The organism is Rathayibacter sp. AY1B6, from assembly GCF_002932755.1.
Lineage (GTDB): Bacteria > Actinomycetota > Actinomycetes > Actinomycetales > Microbacteriaceae > Rathayibacter.
The window spans coordinates 19,619-43,375 of sequence record NZ_PSWL01000021.1 but is presented as its reverse complement, the minus strand read 5'-3'; the positions used below and the strand labels follow the sequence as shown (position 1 = coordinate 43,375).

Sequence of the window (23,757 nt, the reverse complement as noted above, 5' to 3'; positions counted from 1 at the left end):
GGCCCGTGGCGCCGATCCCACCTCGATCACGGACGGTCTGCAGGCCGGAGAGCCGACCAGAGGTGCTCGCGACGTCGGACGAGACCACGGATGACCGCCTCGGTCCGGTCCCAGGAGCCGACGATCTGACGAGTCGAGAGCCGGAGGCAGAGGTAGCCCTGCGCCGCGAGCTCGAGGCTGCGCCTGTAGTCCTCCTCCAGCTGGTGCGAACCGGAGTGGAAAGCGCGCCCGTCCGGCTCGAGCACGAGTCGGTCTCCGAGGACGACGTCGACCCGCCCGACCCGCGGGACATCGACCTGCGACCGCACGCGGACGCGCAGTCGGCGTCCGCACCGGCGGACCCTCGTCTCGAGTCCGGACTGCGCACGCGGCTCGATCTCGTCGAACACCCATCGCTTCCCGGCCGGGGCGAGAGCGCGAAGCCCGAGGAGATCGTCGAGATCGACGGCTCCGGAGTTCACGGCGCTGTCGAACGTCATCAGCGCGTCCTCCCCGTCGACGCACGCGAGCAGGTGCAGCAGAGAGGAGCGGAGTCCGTCGAGGGAGGAGGTCTCGTGCCCGCACCCCTCCCACCGGCGCCTGTGGAGCAGGACGCCGTTGCCCCCTCGACGCTCGGAGGCGTGTGGCGGGACGGCGACGTGCAGCTGCTCCGACTCGAGGACCCAGAGGCCGCGGGAGGAGAGCGCGGAGGCGCACGTGAGCACGCCGCCCGCAGCGACGGCGCGGCGCTGGGCGGACGGAACGGCCGGAACGGCGTACCACCCGCGCCTGAGCCGCAGGACCGCGCCGCGCTCGACGGCGGCCCTCAGCTGCCGCGGCGTGACGCCCGCACGTCGGAGCTGCTCGCTCGTCGCGACTCCGTCGAGCCCTGCCAGCACCTGCACCACGCGTTCCACACGGTCAGGCTCCCTCGTGCATCGGAGTCGCCGTGGGCCGTTCCCCCCGGATCGGGTGAACGGCGCCCCACTGCGCCCCTGTGAGGGACCGACGGTGTCCGCAACCGAGGGTGGGAGAGCCGAGAACGGGGTCGAGGCTCCGTTCCTGCTCTCTCACCCTCGGTCGCGACGAGCGCGTGCGGGCGGATCAGGCGAAGGCCTCGATGGGCGGGCAGGCGCAGACGAGGTTGCGGTCGCCGTAGGCCTGGTCGATCCGGCGGACCGGCGGCCAGTACTTGCCGCGCACCAGCGAGCGGACCGGGTAGACGGCCTCCTCGCGGCTGTAGGGGTGCGTCCACTCCTCGGCCGTCAGGCACTCGGCCGTGTGCGGGGCACCGCGCAGCGGGTTGTCGTCCACCGGCCACTCCCCCGCGCCGACCCGGTCGGCCTCCCGCTTGATCCCGATCATCGCGTCGATGAAGCGGTCGATCTCGGCGAGGTCCTCGCTCTCCGTCGGCTCGACCATCAGGGTCCCGGCGACGGGGAAGCTCATGGTCGGCGCGTGGAAGCCGTAGTCGACGAGGCGCTTGGCGACGTCGTCCACGGTCACTCCGGTCGCCGCGGTCAGCGGGCGGATGTCGAGGATGCACTCGTGCGCGACGAGCCCGTTGTCCCCCTTGTAGAGCACCGGGTAGTGCTCGCGCAGGCGCGCGGCGACGTAGTTGGCCGAGAGGACGGCCGCCCCGGTCGCGGCCCGCAGGCCCTCCTCGCCCATCATCCGGGCGTACGCCCACGAGATCGGCAGGATGCCGGGGCTGCCGTAGGGCGCCGCCGACACCGGCGCGCCGCCGTGGACGATCCGCTCGCCCTTCGTGCCCACGCCGTGCTCGAGCCGCTGCGCGAGCGGGTGGCCGGGCAGGAACGGCGCGAGGTGCGCCTTCGCGGCGACGGGCCCGACGCCGGGACCGCCTCCGCCGTGCGGGATGCAGAACGTCTTGTGCAGGTTGAGGTGCGAGACGTCGCCGCCGAAGTCGCCGAAGCGGGCGAAGCCGAGGAGCGCGTTGAGGTTCGCGCCGTCCACGTACACCTGTCCGCCCGCCTCGTGGACGAGGCGGCAGATCTCGGCGACCTCGTGCTCGTAGACGCCGTGGGTCGACGGGTAGGTGATCATCAGCGCGGCGAGGGAGCCCGCGTGCTCGGCGATCTTCGCCCGGAGGTCGTCCAGGTCGACGTTGCCGAGCTCGTCGCAGGCCACGACGACGACGCGCATGCCGGCGAGGACCGCGCTCGCGGCGTTGGTGCCGTGTGCGCTCGAGGGGATCAGGCAGACCGTGCGGTCCTCGTCGCCGTTGGAGCGGTGCCAGCCGCGGATCGCCAGCAGGCCCGCGAGCTCGCCCTGCGAGCCGGCGTTGGGCTGGAGCGACACGGAGTCGTAGCCGGTGAGGTGGGCGAGCCACCCCTCCAGCTGGTCGATCAGCGCCAGCGATCCCTGCACGTCCGCCTCGGGGGCGAACGGGTGCAGATCCGCGAACTCGGGCCAGCTGACCGCCTCCATCTCGGTGGCGGCGTTGAGCTTCATGGTGCAGGAGCCGAGCGGGATCATGCCGCGGTCGAGCGCGTAGTCCGAGTCGGCGAGGCGCTTGAGGTAGCGCATCATCGAGGTCTCGCTGTGGTGGCTGCTGAAGACCGGGTGCACGAGGAAGGGCGTGCGGCGGTCGAGCTCGGCGGGGATGCTCCGCGCGGAGCCGCCGAGGAAGCCGAACGACGAGTCCAGCTGCCCGACGGCGGTCGCGACGGCGATCACCTCGAGGTCGGTGACCGTCTCGTCGATCGAGACCGAGACCGTGTCGGCGTCGACCAGGCGCACGTCGAAGCCGGCCTCGCGGGCGCGGGCGACCGCCGCCTCCGCGCCGCCGGGCACGACGACCGAGACGGTGTCGAAGAAGTCGGCGTGCCGGAGGGAGTGGCCCCGGTCGAGGAGGAGGCGCGCGAGGAGCGCGGCCCGGCCGTGCACGCGCTCGGCGATCGCGGCGAGCCCGTCCGGCCCGTGGTAGACCGCGTACATCGCGGCCATGACGGCCAGCAGGACCTGGGCGGTGCAGATGTTCGAGGTCGCCTTCTCGCGGCGGATGTGCTGCTCGCGGGCCTGGAGGGACAGGCGGTAGGCGGGGTGGCCGTCCGCGTCCTGGCTGACGCCGACGAGGCGGCCGGGAAGCTGGCGCTCGAGTCCCTTGCGGACGGCGAGGTAGCCGGCGTGCGGTCCCCCGAAGCCCAGCGGGACGCCGAAGCGCTGCGTGGTGCCGACCGCGACGTCCGCGCCGAGCTCGCCCGGCGAGCGCACCAGGGTCAGCGCGAGCAGGTCGGCGGCGACGACCGCCAGCCCGCCGTGGGCCTTCACCGCGGCGAGCACGGCGGACGGGTCCCAGAGGTGCCCGGATGCGCCGGGGTACTGCACGAGGGCGCCGAAGCACTCCGGCACCTCCTCCGCGGCGGTGCGCGAGAGCGGGAGCTCGACGATGCGGATGCCGACGGCCTCCGCGCGGCCGCGCAGCAGCGCGAGGGTCTGCGGGAGGGCGTCGGAGTCGACGACGAAGACGTCGGTGCGCGCCTTCGAGGCGCGGCGGGTGAGCAGCATCGCCTCGACGACGGCGGTGCCCTCGTCCAGCATCGATGCGCCGGCCGTGTCGAGGCCGGTGAGGTCGGAGACCATCGTCTGGAAGTTGATCAGCGCCTCCAGGCGTCCCTGCGAGATCTCGGGCTGGTACGGCGTGTAGGCCGTGTACCAGCTGGGGTTCTCGAGCACGTTGCGCGTGATCACGGCGGGGGTGTGCGTGCCGTAGTAGCCGAGGCCGATCATCGGCCGTCGCACCGTGTTGCGCGCGGCGAGGGCGCGCAGCTCGGCGAGCGCCTCGGTCTCGGTGGCCGGAGCGGGCAGCACCCGCGGGAGGTCGCGGACCTGGATCGACTCGGGGACGGCGGCGGTGACGAGCTCCTCGACGGAGTCGTAGCCGAGAGCCGCGAGCATGGTGCGCTGCGCGTCGGCGTCGGTCCCGATGTGGCGGGACTCGAAGGCGCCGGGGGTCCTGGTGGCCGCCATCTACTCGCCGACCAGCTCGGTGTAGGCGGCGGCGTCGAGGAGGCCGTCGGGCAGGGCGTCGAAGCGGACCCGGATCAGCCACCCCTCGCCGAACGGGTCGGAGTTCACGAGCTCGGGGCTGTCGACGACGGCGGTGTTGGCCTCGAGGACCTCGCCGTCGACGGGGGCGAACAGCTCGCCCACCGACTTCGTCGACTCGATCTCGCCGACGACGCTGCCGCCCTCGACGCGGGCTCCCGCCTCGGGGAGCTCGACGAAGACGACGTCGCCCAGCTTGTCGGCGGCGTAGGCGGTGATGCCGACGGTCGCGACCTCACCGTCGACCCGGATCCACTCGTGGTCGGAGGTGTACTGCAGCTCGGTGGGCACGGCCATGTCAGTTCTTCTTTCTCGAGTAGAAGGGGAGCTCTGTGACGGTCATCGGGAGGCGCGTGCCGCGGATGTCGACGGCGAGCGCCGTCCCGGGCTGTGCGGAGGCGGGGGCGACGTAGGCCATCGCGATCGGAACGCCCAGGGTCGGCGAGAGGACGCCGCTGGTGACCACTCCCACCGCGTCGTCGCCGGAGAGGACGGTGTAGTCGGCGCGGGCGGCGCGGCGGCCCTCGCCGACGAGCCCGACGAGCACGGGAGCGTCTCCGGAGGGACCCTCCTCGCTCGCCGCGCGGCCGACGAAGTCGATCGGCTTCCCGAGGGCGACGACGCGGCCGAGGCCGGCCTGCGCGGGGAAGACGTCGCGGGAGAGCTCGTGGCCGTAGAGCGGCATGCCCGCCTCGAGGCGGAGGGTGTCGCGGGCGGCGAGGCCGGCGGGGACGAGGCCCGCTCCGGCGCCGGTCTCGGCGAGCGCCTGCCAGAGCGCGGGCGCGGAGTCGGGCGAGACGTAGATCTCGAAGCCGTCCTCGCCCGTGTACCCGGTGCGCGCGATCAGGATCGGGTGCGCCTCGAAGGTGGCGGGCACGGCGCGGTAGTACCGCAGCTCCGCGAGCAGCCGCGCGGCGTCGTCCGTGTCGAGCACCGATTCCGCTCCCCGCTCGGTCTCGACGGCGAGGCCCTGGACGTTCTGCAGGATCTCGAGCGAGCGCGGGCCCTGCAGCGCGATCAGGGCGACGTCGTCGCTCTCGTCGAACAGCTCGCACTCGAACATCGCGGTGCGGTCGCGGAGCGTCTCGACGACGATGTGACGGTTGGCCGCGTTCGCGACGACCATGAAGCGGTCCTCGCCCGTGCGGTAGACGACGAGGTCGTCGATCACACCGCCCGTGCGCTCCAGGAGGAGGGTGTACTTCGCGCGGCCCGCGGCGACGGCCGAGATGTCGCTCGCCAGCGCGTAGTCGAGGGCGTCGACCGCCTCGGGCCCGACGACGAGGATCTCGGCCATGTGCGAGAGGTCGAAGAGGCCGGCGGCGGTGCGCACGGCGTGGTGCTCGGCGAGGTCGCCGGAGTACCGGACCGGCATCTGCCACCCCGCGAAGTCGGTGAAGGACGCGCCGGCGGCCACGTGCACGTCGTGCAGGGGCGAGTAGCGGGCTTCGGGGGCCGTCGTCGGGGTCTCGGACATGAGTTCTCCATTTCGTCGCAGTGCTGGACTCGCGCCGCGTTCGCGGCAGAGCACAGCAGTGCCGTGGGAACTCCCCCTCTGTCGTGGAGCCTGAGAGATTCGCGCCGCCCCGAGGGGTCGTGCGCTTTCACCATGGGCGGATCCGAGCGGATCGCTTTCCAGAGTGGCCAGTTCGACGCGGTACAGAGACCTGAGAGATTGGCGGGGAGGCTTGCTCCTTCGGTGCCGACCGGAGTCGGCTCTCCCGCGTCGCGTATTGCGGCCCGGTATTCGGTTGTGCGGTCAGCCTAGCGGCGGGGGGGACTCGTCGCGGCGTGTCGCTCCTTCCGCTAGGTGTTCGGGTGGCGGTGACACTAAGGTGGCTGCAGCACTTACAGTCGGTGCGACTCTTAGTAGGGAGCACTGGATGCCGGACGTGCAGCTCGCCGTGTCGACGGTGATCTTCGCGCTGCGGCCGCACCCGGAGACCGGAGCGAGCACCGTCTGGATCCCCGTCGTCCGACGCATCCGCGACCCGTTCGAGGGACTCTGGGCGCTGCCCGGCGGACCGCTGCATCCGGACGAGGACCTCGCCGAGTCGGCCCGCCGCACTCTCCGCGAGACCACGGGCCTGGCTCCGCGCTACCTCGAGCAGCTCTACGCCGTCGGCGGCACCGACCGCTCCCCCGGCGAGGACCGCGTCGTGTCGATCGTCTACTGGGCGCTCGTGCGCTCCGCCGAGGCCGACGAGGCCATCGTGGGAGAGAACGTCGCCTGGCTCTGCACCGATCTGCCGCTCGAGCTCGCCTTCGACCACGGCCTGATCGTCGACTACGCCCTCTGGCGCCTGCGCAACAAGATGGAGTACTCCCGCATCGCGCAGGCCTTCCTCGGCGGCGCCTTCACCCTGTCCCAGCTGCGGGAGGTCCACGAGGCCGTCCTGCAGAAGCCCCTCGACCCGGCCAACTTCCGCCGGACGATCGAGAGCTCCGGCACCGTGGTGCCCACCGGGGAGCGCCTGACGGGCACCCGCCACCGTCCCCCGCGCCTCTACCGCTACGACGAGTCGGCGGCGCTCGTCGACAACGGCCCGCTGCCCGTCTGAGCGCGCCGCCCGACTCCCCCACCCGCCTCACGAGGAGAACACCGTGACATCCGTCGACAGCACCATCCGGCTCATCGAGGGCGGCTCCGCGCCCGGCGCCACCTGCGCGCCCGAGCTCGCGGAGGCCCCCTGGTCGTTCGACCTCGGCCTGCCCGCGTACGGGCCCGGCGCCTCCCAGGCCGACCCGATCCCGGCCGACGCCCCGGTCCAGGGCCGTCTGCCGGAGGAGTACACCACGGCGAGCGCCGACGAGCTGCACCACCGCATCCTCGCGGCCAAGGAGACCCTCGGCGAGCGGGTCGTGGTGCTCGGCCACTTCTACCAGCGGGACGAGGTGGTGCAGTACGCCGACTACGTGGGCGACTCGTTCCAGCTGGCGAAGGCGGCGACGAGCCGGCCGGACGCCGAGGCGATCGTCTTCTGCGGCGTGCACTTCATGGCGGAGACCGCCGACATCCTCTCCGGACCGGAGCAGGCCGTGATCCTGCCGAACCTGGCGGCCGGCTGCTCGATGGCCGACATGGCCGACAACGACTCGGTGGAGGACGCGTGGGCCGAGCTCATCGAGCTCTACGGCACCGAGCCGGACGCCGACGGCCGCGTGCCGCTCGTCCCTGTCACGTACATGAACTCCTCCGCCGCGCTGAAGGCGTTCTGCGGACGCAACGGCGGCGTGGTCTGCACCTCCTCGAACGCGGCGACCGTGCTCGAGGACGCGTTCGCGCGCGGGCAGCGGGTGCTCTTCTTCCCCGATCAGCACCTCGGCCGCAACACCGCGAAGGCGATGGGCGTGCCGCTCGAGCGGATGCCGATGTGGAACCCGCGGAAGCCGCAGGGCGGCTCCGACACCGCGACGCTCCTGGACGCGCAGGTGATCCTCTGGCACGGCTTCTGCTCGGTGCACAAGCGCTTCACGACGGCCCAGATCGCGAAGGCGCGCGCCGAGCACCCGGGCGTGCGCGTGATCGTGCACCCGGAGTGCCCGATGGCGGTCGTCGACGCGGCCGACGAGTACGGCTCGACCGACTACATCGTGAAGGCGATCCAGGCGGCGCCCGCGGGATCGACCTTCGCGATCGGCACCGAGATCAACCTGGTGCAGCGCCTCGCCGTCCAGTACCCGCAGCACACGATCTTCTGCCTCGACGACGTGGTCTGCCCGTGCTCGACCATGTACCGCATCCACCCCGGCTACCTCGCCTGGGTGCTCGAGGGCCTGGTGGCGGGGACGGTGCTCAACCGCATCGAGGTCGCGGAGTCGGTGCAGGCCGAGGCGCGCATCGCCCTCGAGCGGATGCTCGCGGCCGTTCCGCCCGCCGGGCCGGCGGGGGTCTGACATGGCGCGGGTCGTCGTCGTCGGCAGCGGTGTCGCCGGGCTGGTCGCCGCGCTGACGGCCGAGCGCCGCCACGAGGTGCTGCTCGTCACCAAGGGCGCGCTCGCGGAGTCGTCGACGCTCGCCGCGCAGGGCGGGATCGCCGCGGTCACGGCGCCGGGCGACTCGGTGGCGCTGCACGTGGAGGACACGCTGTCCGCGGGCGCGGGCCTCGCCGTGCGCTCGGCGGTCGAGGTGCTCTGCGCCGAGGGGCCGGAGGCGGTCGCGGCGCTGCAGGAGTGGGGCGTCGGCTTCGACCACGAGGGCGGCGAGCTGGCACGGGGACTCGAGGGCGCCCACTCGCGTCCTCGGATCCTGCACGCCGGCGGTGACGCGACGGGCGCCGCGATCGAGGCCGCGCTCGTGGCGGCGGTGCGGGCCTCCTCCGTCGAGGTGCGCGAGCACGTCGCCCTGGTCGACCTGGTGAGGGAAGGCGGCTCGGTCACGGGCGCCGACGTCCTGCACGACGGCGTGCTCGAGCGCCTGGCGGCCGACGCGGTCGTGCTGGCCACCGGAGGCGCCGGGCAGCTGTACCGGTACACCACCAATCCGTCCGTCGCGACCGGGGACGGGCTCGCTGCGGCCCTGCGGGCGGGAGCGGAGACGGCGGATCTGGAGTTCTACCAGTTCCACCCGACCACACTCGCGCTGCCGGGCGGCTTCCTCGTCTCGGAGGCGGTGCGCGGCGAGGGCGCGGTGCTGCGGGACGCCGCGGGCGAGCGGTTCCTGACCGGCGTGCACCCCGAGGCCGAGCTGGCGCCGCGCGACGTCGTGGCGCGCGCGATCGCGGAGCGGATGCGGCTGCAGGGCGGACTGCCCGTGCACCTGGACGCCCGGGCGATCGACCCCGAGGTGCTGGCGCGGAGGTTCCCGACGATCTCGGCGGTGTGCCGCGAGAACGGGCTCTCGCTCGCCGACGACCTGCTGCCCGTGACTCCGGCCGCGCACTACTGGATGGGCGGGATCGCGACCGACCTGGACGGGCGCACGAGTCTTCCCGGACTGCTCGCGGTGGGCGAGGTCGCCCGCACCGGCGTCCACGGCGCGAACCGCCTCGCCTCCAACAGCCTGCTCGAGGGCGTCGTGTTCGCGCGCCGCGCGGCGCTCGCTCTCGACTCCCTCCCGTGGAGCGGCGGACCGGTCGCCCCTCCCCGCGCCGTCCTGCCGATGACGCTCGACCGCACCGCTCTGCAGGACGCGATGTGGGCGGGCGCCGGCCTCTCCCGGGACGCGGCGGGGCTCACGGCGGCGCGCGACGCGCTCGTCGCCTCCGCTTCTCCCGCTCCGCTCGGACTGCGGACGCTCGAGGACGCGAACCTGCGCACCTGCGCCCTCGCTCTGATCGACGCCGCGCTCGCGCGCACGCACTCCGTCGGCGCCCACCACCGCACCGACTCCCCCGACTCCGCGACGGCGAGCGCCGCCGCCCCCATCAGAGAGGCGGCCCTTCCGTGCTGACCCGCCAGAGCATCGACCGCGTCGTCACCCTCGCCCTCGAGGAGGACGCGCCCTGGGGAGACCTGACCTCCGACACCCTGCTCCCCGCGGACGCCACCGCGAGCGCCGCCCTGGTCGCCCGCGAGCCGGGCGTCTTCAGCGGTGGCGCCGTCCTGGTCGGCACGATGCGGCAGGTCGACTCCCGGATCCGCTGCTCGGTTCTCGTGGAGGACGGCGCTGTCTTCGAGGCCGGGCAGACCCTCGCCCGGATCGAGGGCCCCGCGGGCGGCGTGCTCCGCGGCGAGCGGGTCGCGCTCAACCTCGTGCAGCGGATGAGCGGCATCGCCACCCTGACGGCGCAGTACGTCGCCGCGGTGGAGGGGACCCGGGCCCGCATCGTCGACACCCGCAAGACCACGCCGGGCCTGCGCGCGCTCGAGAGGCACGCCGTGCGCAGCGGCGGCGGCCGCAACCACCGCTTCTCGCTCTCGGACGCGGTGCTGGCGAAGGACAACCACCTCGCGGTGCTCGCCGCGCGCGGGATCGACCTGACCGCGGCCCTGCGGGCGGCGCGCGCCACGATCCCCCACACGGCGCACCTCGAGGTCGAGGTCGACCGGCTCGACCAGATCGAGCCCGCGCTGGCGGGAGGCGCGGACACGATCATGCTCGACAACTTCACCCCCGAGCTGCTCCGGCAGGGCGTCGCCCTCATCGGCGGGCGGGCCGTGGTCGAGGCGAGCGGCGGCGTCGACCTCTCGACCGTGCGCGCGATCGCGGAGGCGGGGGTCGACGTGATCTCCGTCGGGGCGCTCACCCACAGCGTCCGCTCGCTCGACCTCGGCCTGGACATCGCGGTCGAGTGATCTACCTCGACCACGCCGCGACCTCGCCCGTGCGCCGCGAGGTGCTGGAGGCCATGTGGCCGTTCCTCACCGCGGAGTACGGCAACCCGTCGAGCAGCCACGCGCTCGGCGACGCCGCGGCGCGCGCGCTGGAGGCGGCCCGCGCTCAGGTGGCGCGCTTCCTCGGCGGCCGCGCCTCCGAGACGCTCTTCACCTCCGGCGGCACGGAGTCGATCAACACGGCGGTCAAGGGCCTCGCGCTGGGGGCGCCGCGCGGACGGCACCTGGTGATCTCGGCGCTCGAGCACGAGGCGACCGTGGAGTCGGCCGACCACCTCCGTCGCCTGCACGGCTTCGAGGTGTCGAGGGCCCCCGTCGACGCGACGGGCCTGCTCGACCTCGACGCGCTCGCCGCGCTGATCCGGCCGGACACCGCGCTGGTCTCGGTGCTCGCGGCGAGCAACGAGATCGGGACGGTGCAGGACGTGCCGGCGATCGCGGCGCTCTGCCGGTCGCGGGGCGTGCCGCTGCACGTGGACGCCGTCCAGGCCGCCGGCTGGCTGGACGTCGCGGGCTGGGGCGCCGACGCCGTCTCCGTCTCGGGCCACAAGCTCGGGGCGCCGAAGGGCGTGGGGGCGCTGCTGCTGCGCAGCCGGCTCCCGTTCGAGCCCCTGCTGCACGGCGGCGGCCAGGAGCGGGAGCGGCGCTCGGGCACCGAGAACGTGGCCTTCGCGGTCGCGCTCGGCACCGCGGTGCGCCTGCTCGACCCGGAGCGAGCGGTGCGGGTCGGGGCGGTCCGGGACGCGTTCGCCGAGCGGGTCGCGGCTCTGGCGCCCCGGGCCGTGCCGCTGGGCTCCGCGGCGCACCGGCTCCCCTCGATCGCCGCGTACGCCGTCCCCGGGCGCAGCGGCGAGTCGACGCTCCTCGAGTTGGAGGAGCGCGGCGTCGTCGTCTCGAGCGGCTCGGCGTGCGCCGCCGGGCGCGACGAGCCCTCGCCCGCGCTGCTCGCCCTCGGTCTCGACCCCGACGTCGCCCGGACCGCCGTGCGGTTCAGCTTCGGCGACGGCGCCACGCTCGAGGAGGCCGAGACCGCGTCCTCCGCGCTCTCCGCGGTCCTCGCCTGAGACCTCTCGCAGCGGATCCCCGTCGATCGGGAATGTCCGGGGCGCCCGCCGCTGTTCTCCCTCCGTACCCCGCATCCGCGCCCGCGAGTCGAGCCGTCGATTCGCCCCTCACGCCGATCCCCCTCACGACCGGAGAACACCTGTGACCGAGCGCAGCACCCTTCCCGAGACGCGACGCGCCGCACCCGCCGCCGCCACGACCCTCGAGCCGCGCAGCCGCCTGGTCATCAGCCTCCTGCTGGTGTCGGCGTTCGTCGTGATCCTCAACGAGACGATCATGAGCGTGGCGCTGCCCGACCTCATGCGCGACTTCGACGTCGAGGCGCACGTGGGCCAGTGGCTCTCGACCGCCTTCATGCTCACGATGGCCGTCGTCATCCCGATCACGGGCTACCTGATCCAGCGGCTGCACACCCGCACGCTCTTCGCCGCCGCGATGATCCTCTTCAGCCTCGGCACGCTCACCGCCGCGCTCGCGCCGACGTTCGCCGTCCTGCTGGCGGCCCGCGTGGTGCAGGCCGGAGGCACGGCGATCATGATGCCGCTGCTGATGACGACCGTGATGACGCTGGTGCCGCCGGCGATCCGCGGCCGGATGATGGGCAACATCTCGATCGTCATCTCGGTGGCGCCGGCGGTCGGGCCGACGATCTCGGGCGTCATCCTCAACTTCCTCGGCTGGCGCTGGATGTTCTGGATCGTGCTCCCGATCGCGATCGGCGCGCTGCTCCTGGGCCTGCGCAAGGTCGAGAACGTCACCGAGCCGCGCTCCATCCCGATCGACTCGCTGTCGGTGGTCCTCTCGGTCTTCGGCTTCGGCGGCCTGGTCTACGGCCTGTCGAGCCTCGGCGAGGGCGGAGCCGCGGTCGTCGCGCCGTGGATCCCGTTCGTCGTCGCGGGCCTCGGCCTCGCGGGCTTCATCGCGCGCCAGCTCCTGCTGCAGCGCACCGACCGGGCCCTGCTGGACCTCCGGACCTTCTCCTCCGCCAACTTCACCATCGTCATCGCGATGATGGCGGTCAGCATGTCCGCGCTCTTCGGCACGCTGATCCTGCTGCCCCTCTACACGCAGAACGTGCTGGGCCTCACTCCGCTGGAGACCGGTCTGCTCCTGCTCCCCGGCGGCCTGCTGATGGGCCTGCTCGCGCCGTTCGTCGGCCGCGGGTACGACCGCTTCGGCCCGCGGGTGCTGCTCGTGCCCGGCTCGATCGTCGTCGCCGGCGCACTGTGGGGGTACACCCTGCTCGCGGCGGACTCGTCGCCCTGGTTCGTGCTCTCGCTGCACGTGACCCTCAGCCTGGGCCTCGCCTTCGTCTTCACGCCGCTGTTCACCGCCGGCCTCGGCTCGGTGCGCCCCGCGCTCTACTCGCACGGCAGCGCGATCATCGGCACCGTGCAGCAGCTGGGCGGCGCGGCCGGCACGGCGCTGTTCGTCACCGTCCTCTCGATCCGGTCGGCGGAGCTCGCGCAGGGCGGCGCCGACCAGGCCGCCTCCTACGCCGGCGGCATCCACTCCGCGTTCCTGTGGGGCGCGTCGATCGCGACCGTCGCGATCGTGGCCGCGTTCTTCGTCCGCCGCCCTGCGGAGTCGGACGCACCGCTCCCGATGGCGCACTGAGCCGGTCGGGCCGACCCCGCCTGTTCACCTCCGCGTCACCCCGCCTCCCTACGGTGTCGCCCCGGCCGCCGCGCAGACGGATCGCGCGGCCGGGACGGAGACGACAGTGACCGAGACCGCCGGACCCCAGGACGTGCTCGACGCCGGAGCCGCTGCCCCTCCGGCGCGCACGCTGGTCGACGTCCTCCGCGACACCGCGGAGCGCCACCCGGACGCCTCCGCCCTGGAGGACCCGGCCGGAGCGCTCAGCTACCGGGAGCTGCTCGCCCGCACGGTGCAGCTCGCGGGCGAGCTCACCGCCGCCGGCGTCCGACGGGGCGACCGCGTCGGGATCCGCATGCCCAGCGGCTCCCGCGAGCTCTACCTCGCGATCCTGGCCGTCCTCGCCGCGGGCGCCGCCTACGTCCCGGTCGACGCGGACGATCCCGAGGAGCGGGCGCGCCTCGTCTTCGGCGAGGCCGCCGTCCGCGGCGTGATCACCGGCTCCGGCCGCTTCGAGCGCACCGGCGGTGACGAGCCGGCCGCGCGCCTGTTCACCGCGAGCGCGCCGCACCCGAGCACGGCGTCGATCCCGCTTCTGCAGCCGCCCTCGCTCGAGGACGACGCCTGGATCATCTTCACCTCCGGGTCCACCGGAACGCCCAAGGGCGTGGCGGTCAGCCACCGCTCCGCCGCCGCGTTCGTCGACGCCGAGGCGCGCCTGTTCCTCCAGGCGGAGCCGCTCGGCCCCGGGGACCGCGTGCTGGCGGGTCTCTCCGTCGCCTTCGACGCGTCCTGCGAGGAGATGTGGCTCGCCTGGCGGCACGGCGCCTGCCTCGTCCCCGCGCCCCGCTCGCTGGTCCGCAGCGGCATGGACCTCGGCCCGTGGCTGACCACGCACGGCATCACGGTGGTCTCGACGGTGCCGACGCTCGCCGCGCTCTGGCCTGCGGAGTCGCTCGAGAACGTCCGCCTGCTGATCTTCGGCGGCGAGGCGTGCCCTCCGGAGCTCGGCGACCGCCTGGCGGTCGAGGGTCGCGAGGTCTGGAACACGTACGGGCCGACCGAGGCGACCGTCGTCGCCTGCGCCGCGCCGCTCGGCGGCCCGCCCCCGGTGCGCATCGGCCTGCCCCTCGACGGCTGGCGGCTCGCGGTCGTCGACGCGGAGGGGCGGCGGGTCGGCGAGGGCGAGGTCGGCGAGCTGGTCATCGGCGGAGTCGGGCTCGCGCGCTACCTCGACCCGGTCAAGGACGCCGAGAAGTACGCTCCCGCGCCGCTCCTGGGCTGGGAGCGGGCCTACCGCTCCGGCGACCTGGTGCGCTTCGAGAGCGCCGGCCTGGTCTTCCAGGGGCGCGCGGACGACCAGGTGAAGCTCGGCGGACGGCGCATCGAGCTCGGCGAGGTCGAGGCCGCGCTGCAGGCGCTCCCCGGAGTCTCGGGGGCAGCGGCCGCGGTCCGCACCACGGCGGCCGGCAACCAGGTCCTCGTCGGCTACCTGGCCCTCGCCGGCGGGCGGGAGCTCGACCGGGACGCGGCGCTCGCCCGCCTGCGCGAGGAGCTGCCCGCGTCCCTCGTGCCGCTGCTGGCGGTGGTCGAGGAGCTGCCGACCCGCGTCTCCGGCAAGGTCGACCGTGCCGCCCTCCCCTGGCCGCTCGCCGTGGGCACGACCGAGGACGCCTCCCTCGACCCCGAGGAGGCGTGGCTCGCCGCCCTCTGGCGCGACGTGCTCGGCGTGCCGGTCGACGAGCGCGCGAACTTCTTCGACCTCGGCGGCGGCTCCCTCGCCGCCGCGCAGCTCGTGGCGCGCATCCGCGAGCGCGACCCGGAGTTCACCGTCGCCGACGTCTACGCCCACCCGCGCCTGGCGGCGATGGCCGCCGAGATCCAGGGCCGCTCGACCGAGGCCCCGGAGGCGTCCGCGCACCGGATCGCTCCGGTCCCGCTCCGGATGCGCGTGCTGCAGACCCTCCTCGGCGCGCCGCTGCTCGTGCTCGGCAGCGCCCGCTGGGTCACCGCGATCCTCACCGCCACCGCGGTGCTCGATCTGGTGCCCGGCTTCGGGTGGCTGCCCACCGCGCCGCTCGCGGCCCTGATCCCCGCGTTCGCGCTCTTCCTCACGCCGTTCGGGCGGATGGGGCTCACCGTCCTCGCCGCGCGCACCCTGCTGCGCGGGATCCGCGCCGGAGACCACCCGCGCGGCGGCCGCGTGCACCTGCGGCTCTGGCTGGCCGAGCAGATCGCGTTCCAGCTCAAGGCCGTGAGCCTGGCGGGCGCCCCCTGGGTCGCCTACTACGCCCGCGCGCTCGGCGCCCGGATCGCCGACGACGTCGATCTCCACTCCCTCCCTCCGCTGACCGGGATGCTGACGCTCGGGCGCGGCGCGGCGATCGAGCCCGAGGTCGACCTCTCCGGCTACTGGATCGACGGCGACGTGCTGCGCGTCGGCGCCGTCCGGGTCGGCGCCGGCAGCACCGTGGGCGCGCGCAGCACGCTCCTCCCCGGCGCCCGGATCGGCAAGCACGCGCAGATCGAGCCGGGATCCGCCGTCTTCGGACGGGTGCCGGCCGGGCAGCGCTGGGGCGGCTCCCCCGCCCAGCGGCTCGGCAGGGCGAACGCCGGATTCCCCGCGGAGCGCCCGGCGCGCCGCCCGGGCTGGGTCTGGGCGTACGGAGCGTCCGCGGTCGGCCTCGCGGCGGTCCCGGTCCTCGCCCTCGCGGCCGGGCTCGCCGTCGTGGCCGCCGCCGTGCAGAGCTCCGCCGGCCTCGGCGCCGCGCTCGGGCCCGCTCTGGCCGCGCTCGTGCCCGCCGTCGCCGTCTCCGGAGTCGTCCTCGCCGCCCTCGTCGTCGTCCTGGTGCGCCTGCTCGGCCGGGGCGTCGAGCCCGGCACCCACCCCGTGCGCGGGCGTATCGGCTGGCAGGTCTGGTCGACGGAGCGGCTGCTCGACTCCGCGCGGGTCCTGCTCTTCCCGCTCTACTCGGGCCTGTTCACCCCGGTCTGGCTGCGGCTCCTCGGCGCGAAGGTCGGGCGCGACGTCGAGGCCTCGACGGTGCTGCTCCTGCCCGCCATGACGACCATCCGCGACGGCGCGTTCCTCGCCGACGACACCCTCGTCGCCTCCTACGCGCTCGGCGGCGGCTGGATGCGGCTCGCCCGCGCCGAGATCGGCGAGCGCGCGTTCCTCGGCAACTCCGGCATGGCCGCGCCCGGGCACACCGTTCCCGCCGGCGGACTCGTCGCCGTCCTCTCCTCCGCGCCCCGGAAGTCGAAGGCGGGCTCGTCGTGGCTGGGCTCGCCGCCCGTGCGGCTGCGACGGACCGTCGTCGAGGCGGAGTCCGCGCGCACCTTCGGCCCGGCCCGCCGGCTCCGCGCGGCCCGCATCGCGTGGGAGCTCGGCCGCTTCGTCCCGGTGGTCGTCTCGGTCGCGATCGGCCTCGGCGTGGTCGCGGGACTGCTGGCGCTGATCCAGACGCTCGGGGCGGTGCTCGCCGCGCTCGTCGGAGGCGTCGTGCTGCTGGCCGCCGGGGCGGTCGCCGCGGCCGTCTCCACCGCCGCGAAGTGGGTGCTGATCCAGCGCGTCGAGCCGAGCGAGCAGCCGCTGTGGTCCTCGTTCGTCTGGCGGAGCGAGTTGGCCGACACGTTCACCGAGATGGTCGCCGCGCCCTGGTTCGCCCATGCCGCCGCGGGCACTCCGGCGCTGGTGTGGTGGCTGCGGAGCCTCGGCGCCCGGATCGGACGCGGCGTCTGGTGCGAGAGCTACTGGCTCCCCGAGGCCGATCTGATCTCGCTCGGCGACGGAGCGACCGTGAACCGGGGCTGCGTCGTGCAGACGCACCTGTTCCATGATCGAATCATGAGCATGGATCTCGTGAGCCTCGACGCCGGTGCCACCCTGGGCCCGCACAGCGTGATCCTCCCCGCCGCGCGGATCGCCGAGCACGGGACGGTCGGCCCGGCCTCGCTGGTCATGCGCGGGGAGCTCGTGCCCGCGGGCAGCCGCTGGAGCGGCAACCCGATCGGCCCGTGGCGCGAAGTGCGCGTCGCCGACTACCACGCGCCCGTCGCGTGAGCCCCGCGCTGACCGGGCTCGAGACCGCCGGCGACCCCTACGTCCCCGGCATCGGGAACACCGGATACCGCGTCGAGTCCTACGACCTCGACCTCGACTACCGCGTCGCCTCGAACCGCCTGGCCGGCCGGGCCGTGCTGAGGATCGTCGCGCTGCAGCCGCTCCGGCGGTTCTCGCTCGACCTCTCCCGGCTCCGCGTGGCCCGGGTCAGGATCGACGGGCGCCGCGTCCGCCACGAGCAGGCGCCGCACAAACTGCGGGTGACCCCGGCCGAGCCGCTGGCCGCCGGCGAGAGCGTCGAGGTCGAGATCGAGTACAGCGGACACCCGGCGCCCCGCGCCAGCCACTGGGGCGAGCTCGGCTGGGAGGAGCTGGAGGACGGGGTGCTCGTCGCCTCGCAGCCCTCCGGCTCCTCCACCTGGTTCCCCTGCAACGACGACGTCGCCGAGAAGGCCCCGTACCGCCTCCGCGTCACCGCCGAGGAGGGCTACGCCGTGCTCGCGAACGGGGTGCTCGTCGACTCGAGCGCCCGCTCGGGCCGCCGCACCTGGCTCTACGAGCAGCGCGAGCCCAGCGCCGCCTACCTCGCGTCGGTGCAGATCGGCCGCTACGCGATCGAGGAGCGCGTGCTCGCCGGAGTCGCGGTGACCCTCGCCCGCCCCGCCGCCCTGGCCGCACGGGTCGCGCACGACTTCGCTCCGCTCGAGCGCATGCTCGCCCTGTTCACGCGGCTGTTCGGGCCCTACCCGTTCGCCCGCTACTGCGTCGTCGTCACGGCGGACGAGCTGGAGATCCCGCTCGAGGCGCAGGCGATGGCGGTGTTCGGCGCCAACCACGCCGACGGCCGCGGCGGCTCGGAGCGCCTGATCGCTCACGAGCTCGCGCACCAGTGGTTCGGCAACAGCGTGGGCATCGCCCGGTGGCGCCACATCTGGCTCAACGAGGGGTTCGCCTGCTACGCGGAGTGGCTGTGGTCGGAGGAGTCGGGCCGCGCCACATCCGACGCCTGCGCCCGCCGCCACCACGCGGTGCTGCGGGGTGCGGCGCAGGATCTCGTGCTCGCCGATCCGGGGCCGGTCGCGCTCTTCGACGACCGGGTCTACAAGCGCGGCGCGCTCACCCTGCACGCGCTGCGGCTCACCGTCGGCGATGAGCCCTTCCTCCGGCTGCTGCGGGAGTGGACGTCCCGCTACGCCTCCGCCGCCGCTACCGACGAGGAGTTCCGCGAGCTCTGCACCGAGATCCTCGGCGAGGGAGTGGACGACCTGCTCGACGCGTGGCTCCTCGACGAGGAGCTGCCGCCGCTACCGCCCGGGCGCTGACACCAGCGAGTCCGCGAGCGCGTCGCCGTGCTCGCGCCGCCAGCCGATGATGGGCCCGGCGCCCGTGTCGCCCATCGGCCCGAGGGCGACGCTGACCCGCAGCGCGGGGTCCAGCTGCGGCTCGGCCAGCCGGAAACGGACGCCGTCGATCCGCGCCTCCGCCGCGTGGTGCGACTCGTGCACGTGCACCCGGCGCGGGTCGAGCTCGAGCCCGCGGCCGTCCGCCTTCAGCGCGGCCTCGATCCGGGTCCAGTGCAGGACGGGGTCGGCGGGGCGCATCCCGCCGGTGGCGAAGGGCGCCCCCGCGATGCGCGTGATCCGCTCCCCGCGCTCAGGCGTGCCCAGCGTCGGCTCCACGTCGACGCCGACCGCACCGGCGCTGCTGGCCGCGACGACGACGGCGCCGGCGCAGTGCGCGATGCTCACCGACAGCAGCTCCAGCGCGGTCCCTCGTCCCTCCAGCCGTGGCCGGCCGTGCGCGCCCCCGCAGCGTGGGCAGCAGGCGACGACCCGGACCTCCGACGCGCGCGTGCCCGTGAGCTCGGCCGCGAGCATCCGGAGCAGCACTCGCCCGAAGACGAAGCGCTCGGCCGCCGCCGCCGCGACCGTGCCGACGTACCGCTCGCGCTCCTCGTCGCTCAGCAGCGGCAGCAGCCGCTCGGCGTCCAGCGTCTGCTCGTCCAGCGCCAGCCAGCGCAGGTGCACCCCCGGCAGCTCCGCGCCGATCCCCGACTCCCCCATGTCCGTCCCCCCGGTCAGCTCGTCGCGGCGTGCTCGCCGCGCTCGTACACGTCGGCGGCCGATCCGACGATCAGCGGGTCAGGACCCAGCGGGCCCACGACCTCCTCGTCGCGTCCGTCGTAGTCGTAGAGGCTCAGCACGTAGCGCATGGCCTCGAGCCGGGCGCGCTTCTTGTCGTTGCTCTTCACGATGGTCCAGGGGGCGTCGGCGGTGTCGGTCGCCGCCATCATCGCCTCCTTGGCCGCGGTGTAGTCGCCCCACTTGTCGAGCGAGGCGAGGTCCATCGGCGAGAGCTTCCACTGGCGCACGGGGTCGATCATGCGGATCGTGAACCGGGTGCGCTGCTCCTCCGCCGAGACAGAGAACCACAGCTTCACCAGGTCGATGCCGTCGCCGACGAGCATCCGCTCGAACAGCGGCGTCTGCCGGATGAACTCGTCGTACTGCGCCGGCGTGCAGAAGCCCATCACGCGCTCCACGCCGGCGCGGTTGTACCAGGAGCGGTCGAAGAGGACGATCTCGCCGGCGGCCGGCAGGTGCGAGACGTAGCGCTGGAAGTACCACTGACCGGCCTCGCGCTCGGTCGGCTTCTCGAGCGCGACCACGCGGGCTCCGCGCGGGTTGAGGTGCTCGGTGAAGCGCTTGATGGTGCCGCCCTTGCCCGCGGCGTCGCGCCCCTCGAACACGACCACGAGTCGGCGCCCGTGCTTCTTGATCCAGTTCTGCAGCTTCAGCAGCTCGATCTGGAGGAGGCGCTTGCCCGCCTCGTACTCCTCGCGCGACATCCGCTCGTCGTAGGGGTAGCCCTCGCGCCAGGTGTCGACCTGCGTGCCGTCGCGGCGCAGGAGAACCGGATCGTCGTCGTCCTCGTCCAGTACGACGAGGTCCCGCGCGTCGGCGGGTGTGAGCGTGCGGAGCAGCTCGGGAGTGGGACGGAGGGCGTCATCGGCGGTGTCGGGCACGGAGGGACGCTAGTGCGGCCGTGCGACGCTCCGGTGAACGGCGGGTATCCCCGCGTCTGCGGGGAGGTCGGTCGGACGGGTCGCCGCGCCGATCGCGGTCCCGGCCGCCGGGTGCGCAGGCTGATCACGACGGCTGTCCGCAACCGAGGCTGCAGTGCTCGATCCGGGGCGTTTTCGCGAGAATCGACCGGCTCCGCCTCGTCTCGGGACGGCGTCAGCCGGTGAACGCCGCAGGAGGCAGGTCGGTCTCGCCGCCCTCGATCGCGTCGAGCAGCCGGTCGACCACGTCCTGCGGCGCCAGACCCGCGCCGAAGCGGGGCGCGTCTCCGGCGAGCGGGTGCCGGGACAGCTCGGTCTCGGTGTGGCCGGGACGCGCGTCGAGCAGAAGGACGCCCGCCCGCTTGTACTCGCGGGCCGAGGCCTTCACGAACGCGTGCAGTGCCGCCTTCGAGGCGGAGTACGCGGCGAGGCCCGCGGTCGGCGCCTCCGCCACCACGCCGCTGATGGTCAGCGCGAACGGCTCGCGCCCCTCGCCCGCCGACGCGACGAGCGACGGCAGCGCGGCGGTCAGCACCCGGATCGGCGCCAGAGCGTTCACCTCGACGAGCTCCTCCAGAACGGCCGGGTCGAGCTCGGCGGACGGCCCGAAGGCCACGACGCCCGCGGCCACGACGACGCCGTCGAGGCGCCCGTGCCGCTCGAGCACCTCGGCGACCACGCGCCGGGGCTCGTCCTCCCCGCGCAGATCGGCGACCAGGGGGGCGTCGCCGAGCGCTGCGGAGTCGCGGCCCGACCGCACCGCGACGGCACCGCGCGCCTCCAGCGCATCGGCCAGGAGGCTGCCGAGGCCGCCCGAGGCTCCGAGGACGAGGACGACGGCACCGTCGAGACGAGTCATGTGGCGAGCCTAGACGGGTGCGCTGTCGCGGATCAGCACTACCGTCCGCACCGCCGGACCCCTACCGTGAGGCCCATGACACGACTGCAGAGCCGTGCCGCGCTGCACGGCCTGCTCGAGGTCCTCGAGGATCCGGCCCCCATCACCCCCGGCCACGCCCGCCATCTCCGGATGCTCGTCCGGGAGATCCTGGAGCGGATCGCCGGCTCTCGGACGCACGAGTCCGGCGCCTGGTCCGGACCCTCCTCCGGCGAGCCCGCCGCCGCGTTCGCCCCCGAGGATCCCGCCGCGACGGACCCGGGTGTCTGACCCTCGCTCGTAGACTCGTTCGCCGGAGGAACGGGGGTCCGATGAACGAGGGTGCGCCGGCGGGCTGGTACCGCGACGAGGCCGATGCGGCGTCGATGCGCTGGTGGGACGGCAGGCGGTTCACCGGGGTGCGCCGCTCCGCGCAGGACGGAGCCGAGGTCGTGCGGGACGCGGCCTCCTCGCCTGAGCGCGTCGTCTACCGCCTCCCGAACTCCGACGGCACCCCGAGCGTCGACGCCCTCGCCGAGGCCGAGCGGATCGAGGAGATCGCCGATCTGATCGACCGCACGCTCGAGCCCGGCGAGATCGACGAGCGGACCCTCGAGGTCGACCTCGTCCCCGAGCCCGATCACCCCACCGGCCTCGACGCCGTCTCGGTCCGGGCCGACGGCCGCGTCCTCGGGTACCTGCCGAACGCCACTGCCTACCGCACCGCCCTCGATCGCGTCGTGGCGAGCGGAGCCGTCCCGGTCACGACCGCGCGCCTCCGCGTCGAGCGCGGGGACCAGGGCCTGCGGGCCGTCCTCCGCGTCGCCCTCGTCGCTCCGGAGCTGCTGGTGGCGCTCAACGAGCCGCCCGTCGAGCGCCACTCGATCCTCCCGTGGTCGCGCGGCCTGCCGGTCCTCCGCGAGGACGAGCACTTCGCCCGGCTGTCCGCGGTGGTCCCGGCGAGCGGCCGCGGGCTGCTGCTGGTGACCCTGCACCCGGCCGGCGACCTCGTTGAGCTCCGCCTCGACGGCGAGCGGGTCGGCGAGCTCTCCCCGACGCTCTCCGCGGACTTCACTCCGACGCTCCGCCATCTCGCCGGCCTCGGCCTCACCGCCGCCGCCTACGCCTCCCTCCGCGGCTCCCCGCTGAAGGTCGAGCTCACCCTGCAGGCCGCGAAGGCAGCGGACCTGCCGGCCGCGTGGGTCGACGGTCGGCCGGTCACGCTCCCCCGGCTCCTCCCGCCGGCCCGCACCTACTCGGTCCCGCCCGCCTACACCGCGCCGCTGCGTCCCACTCCCCGCAGCTCGGAGGCGGCCGCCCGCTCGGTCCGCCGGACGATCGCCTGGGTGGTCGTCGGCGTCTGCGCCCTCGTGGGGCTGTCGAGCTGGATCATCGGGGGCGTGCTGAACTGACGGGCGGTCGGACGACCGGGGATGTGTCCGACCTCGCCTCGCATCCCGGGGGTCGGTGGTCCCGCCCGTCCACGAGAGAGCGCCCGGCTCTCGGATCCGGAGATCCGAGAGGACCGGGCGCCTCGACCCCAGCGCGGCCGTCCTACACGTTGAAGCGGAACTCCACGACGTCGCCGTCCTGCATGACGTAGTCCTTGCCCTCGATGCGGGCCTTCCCCTTCGCGCGGGCCTCGGCGATGGAGCCGGTCTCGACGAGGTCGTCGAACGAGATGATCTCGGCCTTGATGAAGCCCTTCTGGAAGTCGGTGTGGATGACACCGGCGGCCTGGGGCGCGGTCCAGCCCTTCCCGATGGTCCAGGCGCGCGTCTCCTTCGGTCCGGCCGTGAGGTAGGTCTGGAGGCCCAGGGTGTCGAAGCCGATCGTCGCGAGCTGGTTGAGGCCGGACTCCGTCTGGCCGGTCGACTCGAGCATCTCGGCGGCGTCGGCCTCGTCGAGATCGATCAGCTCGGACTCGATCTTCGCGTCGAGGAAGATCGCCTTCGCCGGCGCGACCAGTGCCGCGAGCTCGGCCTTGCGGGCGTCGTCGGTCAGCACGGCCTCATCGACGTTGAAGACGTAGATGAAGGGCTTGGCGGTCAGCAGGCCCAGCTCGCGGATCGGCTCCAGGTCGATCGAGGACGCCGACAGCGGCTTGCCCTGGTCGAGGAACTCGCGCGCCTTCTTCGCGGTCTCGACCACGATCGGCTCGATCTTCCTGCCCTTGAGCTCCTTCTCGTAGCGGGCCTCGGCCTTCTCGAGGGTCTGGAGGTCGGCGAGGACCAGCTCGGTGTTGATCGTCTCCATATCGCTGGCGGCGTCGACCCTGCCGTCGACGTGGACGACGTCGGAGTCCTCGAAGCCGCGGATGACCTGCGCGATGGCGTCGGCCTCGCGGATGTTCGCGAGGAACTTGTTGCCCAGGCCCTCACCCTCGGACGCGCCGCGCACGATGCCGGCGATGTCGACGAAGGAGACGGGCGCCGGGAGGACGCGCTCGGAGCCGAAGATCCCGGCGAGCACCTCGAGGCGGGAGTCGGGCAGGTTCACCACGCCCACGTTCGGCTCGATCGTCGCGAACGGGTAGTTCGCCGCGAGCACCGTGTTCTTGGTCAGTGCGTTGAAGAGCGTCGACTTGCCGACGTTGGGGAGACCGACGATTGCGATAGTGAGAGCCACGGGCATCCATCCTACGGCGTGGCGGCGGCGGGGCCGGGCGGCGACGGAGTGGAGGAACGGGAGCCGCACGGCCGGCGTGCGGAGCGGGCGGAGGCCGCCCCGGGCGACGCGCGCGCGATCCTCCCGGCGGCGTCG

At 74.0% G+C, this 23,757-nt stretch carries 18 protein-coding genes and 1 riboswitch; of the genes, 10 read left to right on the top strand and 8 right to left on the bottom strand.

Translation table 11 applies throughout. The annotated features are described in order from the left end of the window. Nucleotides 1–26: 26 nt before the first annotated feature. From C5D08_RS11990 to gcvT, 4 genes are all read right to left on the bottom strand, one after another. Nucleotides 27–896, bottom strand: a complete 870-nt coding sequence (locus C5D08_RS11990; RefSeq protein WP_104277222.1) for a type IV toxin-antitoxin system AbiEi family antitoxin domain-containing protein — start codon at nt 894–896, stop codon at nt 27–29. Between the two features lie 187 nt (nt 897–1,083). Continuing rightward, nucleotides 1,084–3,972, bottom strand: a complete 2,889-nt coding sequence (gene gcvP, locus C5D08_RS11985; protein WP_104277221.1) for an aminomethyl-transferring glycine dehydrogenase — start codon at nt 3,970–3,972, stop codon at nt 1,084–1,086. Continuing rightward, nucleotides 3,973–4,347 carry a glycine cleavage system protein GcvH gene (gcvH, locus tag C5D08_RS11980; RefSeq protein ID WP_104277220.1) on the bottom strand — a complete coding sequence of 125 codons (375 nt, stop codon included), beginning with the start codon at nt 4,345–4,347 and terminating at the stop codon, nt 3,973–3,975. A gap of 1 nt (nt 4,348) precedes the next feature. Next, nucleotides 4,349–5,527 (bottom strand): glycine cleavage system aminomethyltransferase GcvT, encoded by a 1,179-nt coding sequence (gene gcvT, locus C5D08_RS11975; RefSeq protein WP_104277219.1) that lies wholly within the window; start codon nt 5,525–5,527, stop codon nt 4,349–4,351. 168 nt (nt 5,528–5,695) lie between these two features. Beyond that, a riboswitch (glycine riboswitch) is annotated at nt 5,696–5,784 on the bottom strand. 149 nt (nt 5,785–5,933) lie between these two features. On the opposite strand from gcvT, the gene C5D08_RS11970 reads away from it, so the two are divergent. The 8 genes from C5D08_RS11970 to C5D08_RS11935 all read left to right on the top strand — a co-directional run bounded on the left by C5D08_RS11970 (nt 5,934) and on the right by C5D08_RS11935 (nt 18,375). Continuing rightward, the gene (locus C5D08_RS11970; RefSeq protein ID WP_104277218.1) at nt 5,934–6,611 is read left to right on the top strand and encodes an NUDIX domain-containing protein; all 678 of its coding nucleotides are present in this window, start codon (nt 5,934–5,936) and stop codon (nt 6,609–6,611) included. A gap of 43 nt (nt 6,612–6,654) precedes the next feature. Further along, entirely contained in the window at nt 6,655–7,947 is a 1,293-nt protein-coding gene (nadA, locus tag C5D08_RS11965) for a quinolinate synthase NadA (RefSeq protein WP_104277217.1), read from the top strand. Between the two features lies 1 nt (nt 7,948). Beyond that, nucleotides 7,949–9,442 (top strand): L-aspartate oxidase, encoded by a 1,494-nt coding sequence (gene nadB / locus C5D08_RS11960; protein WP_104277216.1) that lies wholly within the window; start codon nt 7,949–7,951, stop codon nt 9,440–9,442. Beyond that, nucleotides 9,436–10,287, top strand: coding sequence for a carboxylating nicotinate-nucleotide diphosphorylase (gene nadC / locus C5D08_RS11955; protein WP_104277215.1), 852 nt, complete (start codon nt 9,436–9,438; stop codon nt 10,285–10,287). Before nadB ends, nadC begins: the two co-directional genes overlap by 7 nt. Beyond that, entirely contained in the window at nt 10,284–11,390 is a 1,107-nt protein-coding gene (locus tag C5D08_RS11950) for a cysteine desulfurase family protein (protein ID WP_104277214.1), read from the top strand. Before nadC ends, C5D08_RS11950 begins: the two co-directional genes overlap by 4 nt. 142 nt (nt 11,391–11,532) lie before the next feature. Beyond that, nucleotides 11,533–13,008: a DHA2 family efflux MFS transporter permease subunit gene (locus C5D08_RS11945; protein ID WP_104277213.1), complete on the top strand. Its 1,476-nt coding sequence runs from the start codon at nt 11,533–11,535 to the stop codon at nt 13,006–13,008. 106 nt (nt 13,009–13,114) lie between these two features. Then, entirely contained in the window at nt 13,115–17,053 is a 3,939-nt protein-coding gene (locus C5D08_RS11940) for a Pls/PosA family non-ribosomal peptide synthetase (protein WP_104277212.1), read from the top strand. Next, on the top strand, nt 17,050–18,375 hold the full coding sequence (locus C5D08_RS11935) for a M1 family metallopeptidase (RefSeq protein WP_258067395.1): 1,326 nt from the start codon (nt 17,050–17,052) through the stop codon (nt 18,373–18,375). Before C5D08_RS11940 ends, C5D08_RS11935 begins: the two co-directional genes overlap by 4 nt. Here the strand turns inward: C5D08_RS11935 and C5D08_RS11930 are convergent. The 3 genes from C5D08_RS11930 to C5D08_RS11920 all read right to left on the bottom strand — a co-directional run bounded on the left by C5D08_RS11930 (nt 18,358) and on the right by C5D08_RS11920 (nt 20,976). Then, on the bottom strand, nt 18,358–19,116 hold the full coding sequence (locus C5D08_RS11930; RefSeq protein WP_104277211.1) for a 4'-phosphopantetheinyl transferase superfamily protein: 759 nt from the start codon (nt 19,114–19,116) through the stop codon (nt 18,358–18,360). The genes C5D08_RS11935 and C5D08_RS11930 overlap by 18 nt on opposite strands. Before the next feature lie 14 nt (nt 19,117–19,130). Further along, the gene (gene ppk2, locus C5D08_RS11925) at nt 19,131–19,991 is read right to left on the bottom strand and encodes a polyphosphate kinase 2 (protein ID WP_244230712.1); all 861 of its coding nucleotides are present in this window, start codon (nt 19,989–19,991) and stop codon (nt 19,131–19,133) included. A 301-nt stretch (nt 19,992–20,292) separates the two neighbouring features. Next, nucleotides 20,293–20,976 carry an SDR family oxidoreductase gene (locus C5D08_RS11920; protein ID WP_104277210.1) on the bottom strand — a complete coding sequence of 228 codons (684 nt, stop codon included), beginning with the start codon at nt 20,974–20,976 and terminating at the stop codon, nt 20,293–20,295. A gap of 75 nt (nt 20,977–21,051) precedes the next feature. On the opposite strand from C5D08_RS11920, the gene C5D08_RS11915 reads away from it, so the two are divergent. Together C5D08_RS11915 and C5D08_RS11910 are read left to right on the top strand one after the other, a co-directional pair. Beyond that, nucleotides 21,052–21,285, top strand: coding sequence for a hypothetical protein (locus C5D08_RS11915; protein WP_104277209.1), 234 nt, complete (start codon nt 21,052–21,054; stop codon nt 21,283–21,285). Nucleotides 21,286–21,326: 41 nt separating this feature from the next. After that, nucleotides 21,327–22,406, top strand: coding sequence for a DUF2510 domain-containing protein (locus C5D08_RS11910; RefSeq protein WP_104277208.1), 1,080 nt, complete (start codon nt 21,327–21,329; stop codon nt 22,404–22,406). A gap of 142 nt (nt 22,407–22,548) precedes the next feature. Here the strand turns inward: C5D08_RS11910 and ychF are convergent, their stop codons facing one another. After that, nucleotides 22,549–23,622, bottom strand: coding sequence for a redox-regulated ATPase YchF (ychF, locus tag C5D08_RS11905; RefSeq protein ID WP_104277244.1), 1,074 nt, complete (start codon nt 23,620–23,622; stop codon nt 22,549–22,551). Nucleotides 23,623–23,757 lie beyond the last annotated feature (135 nt).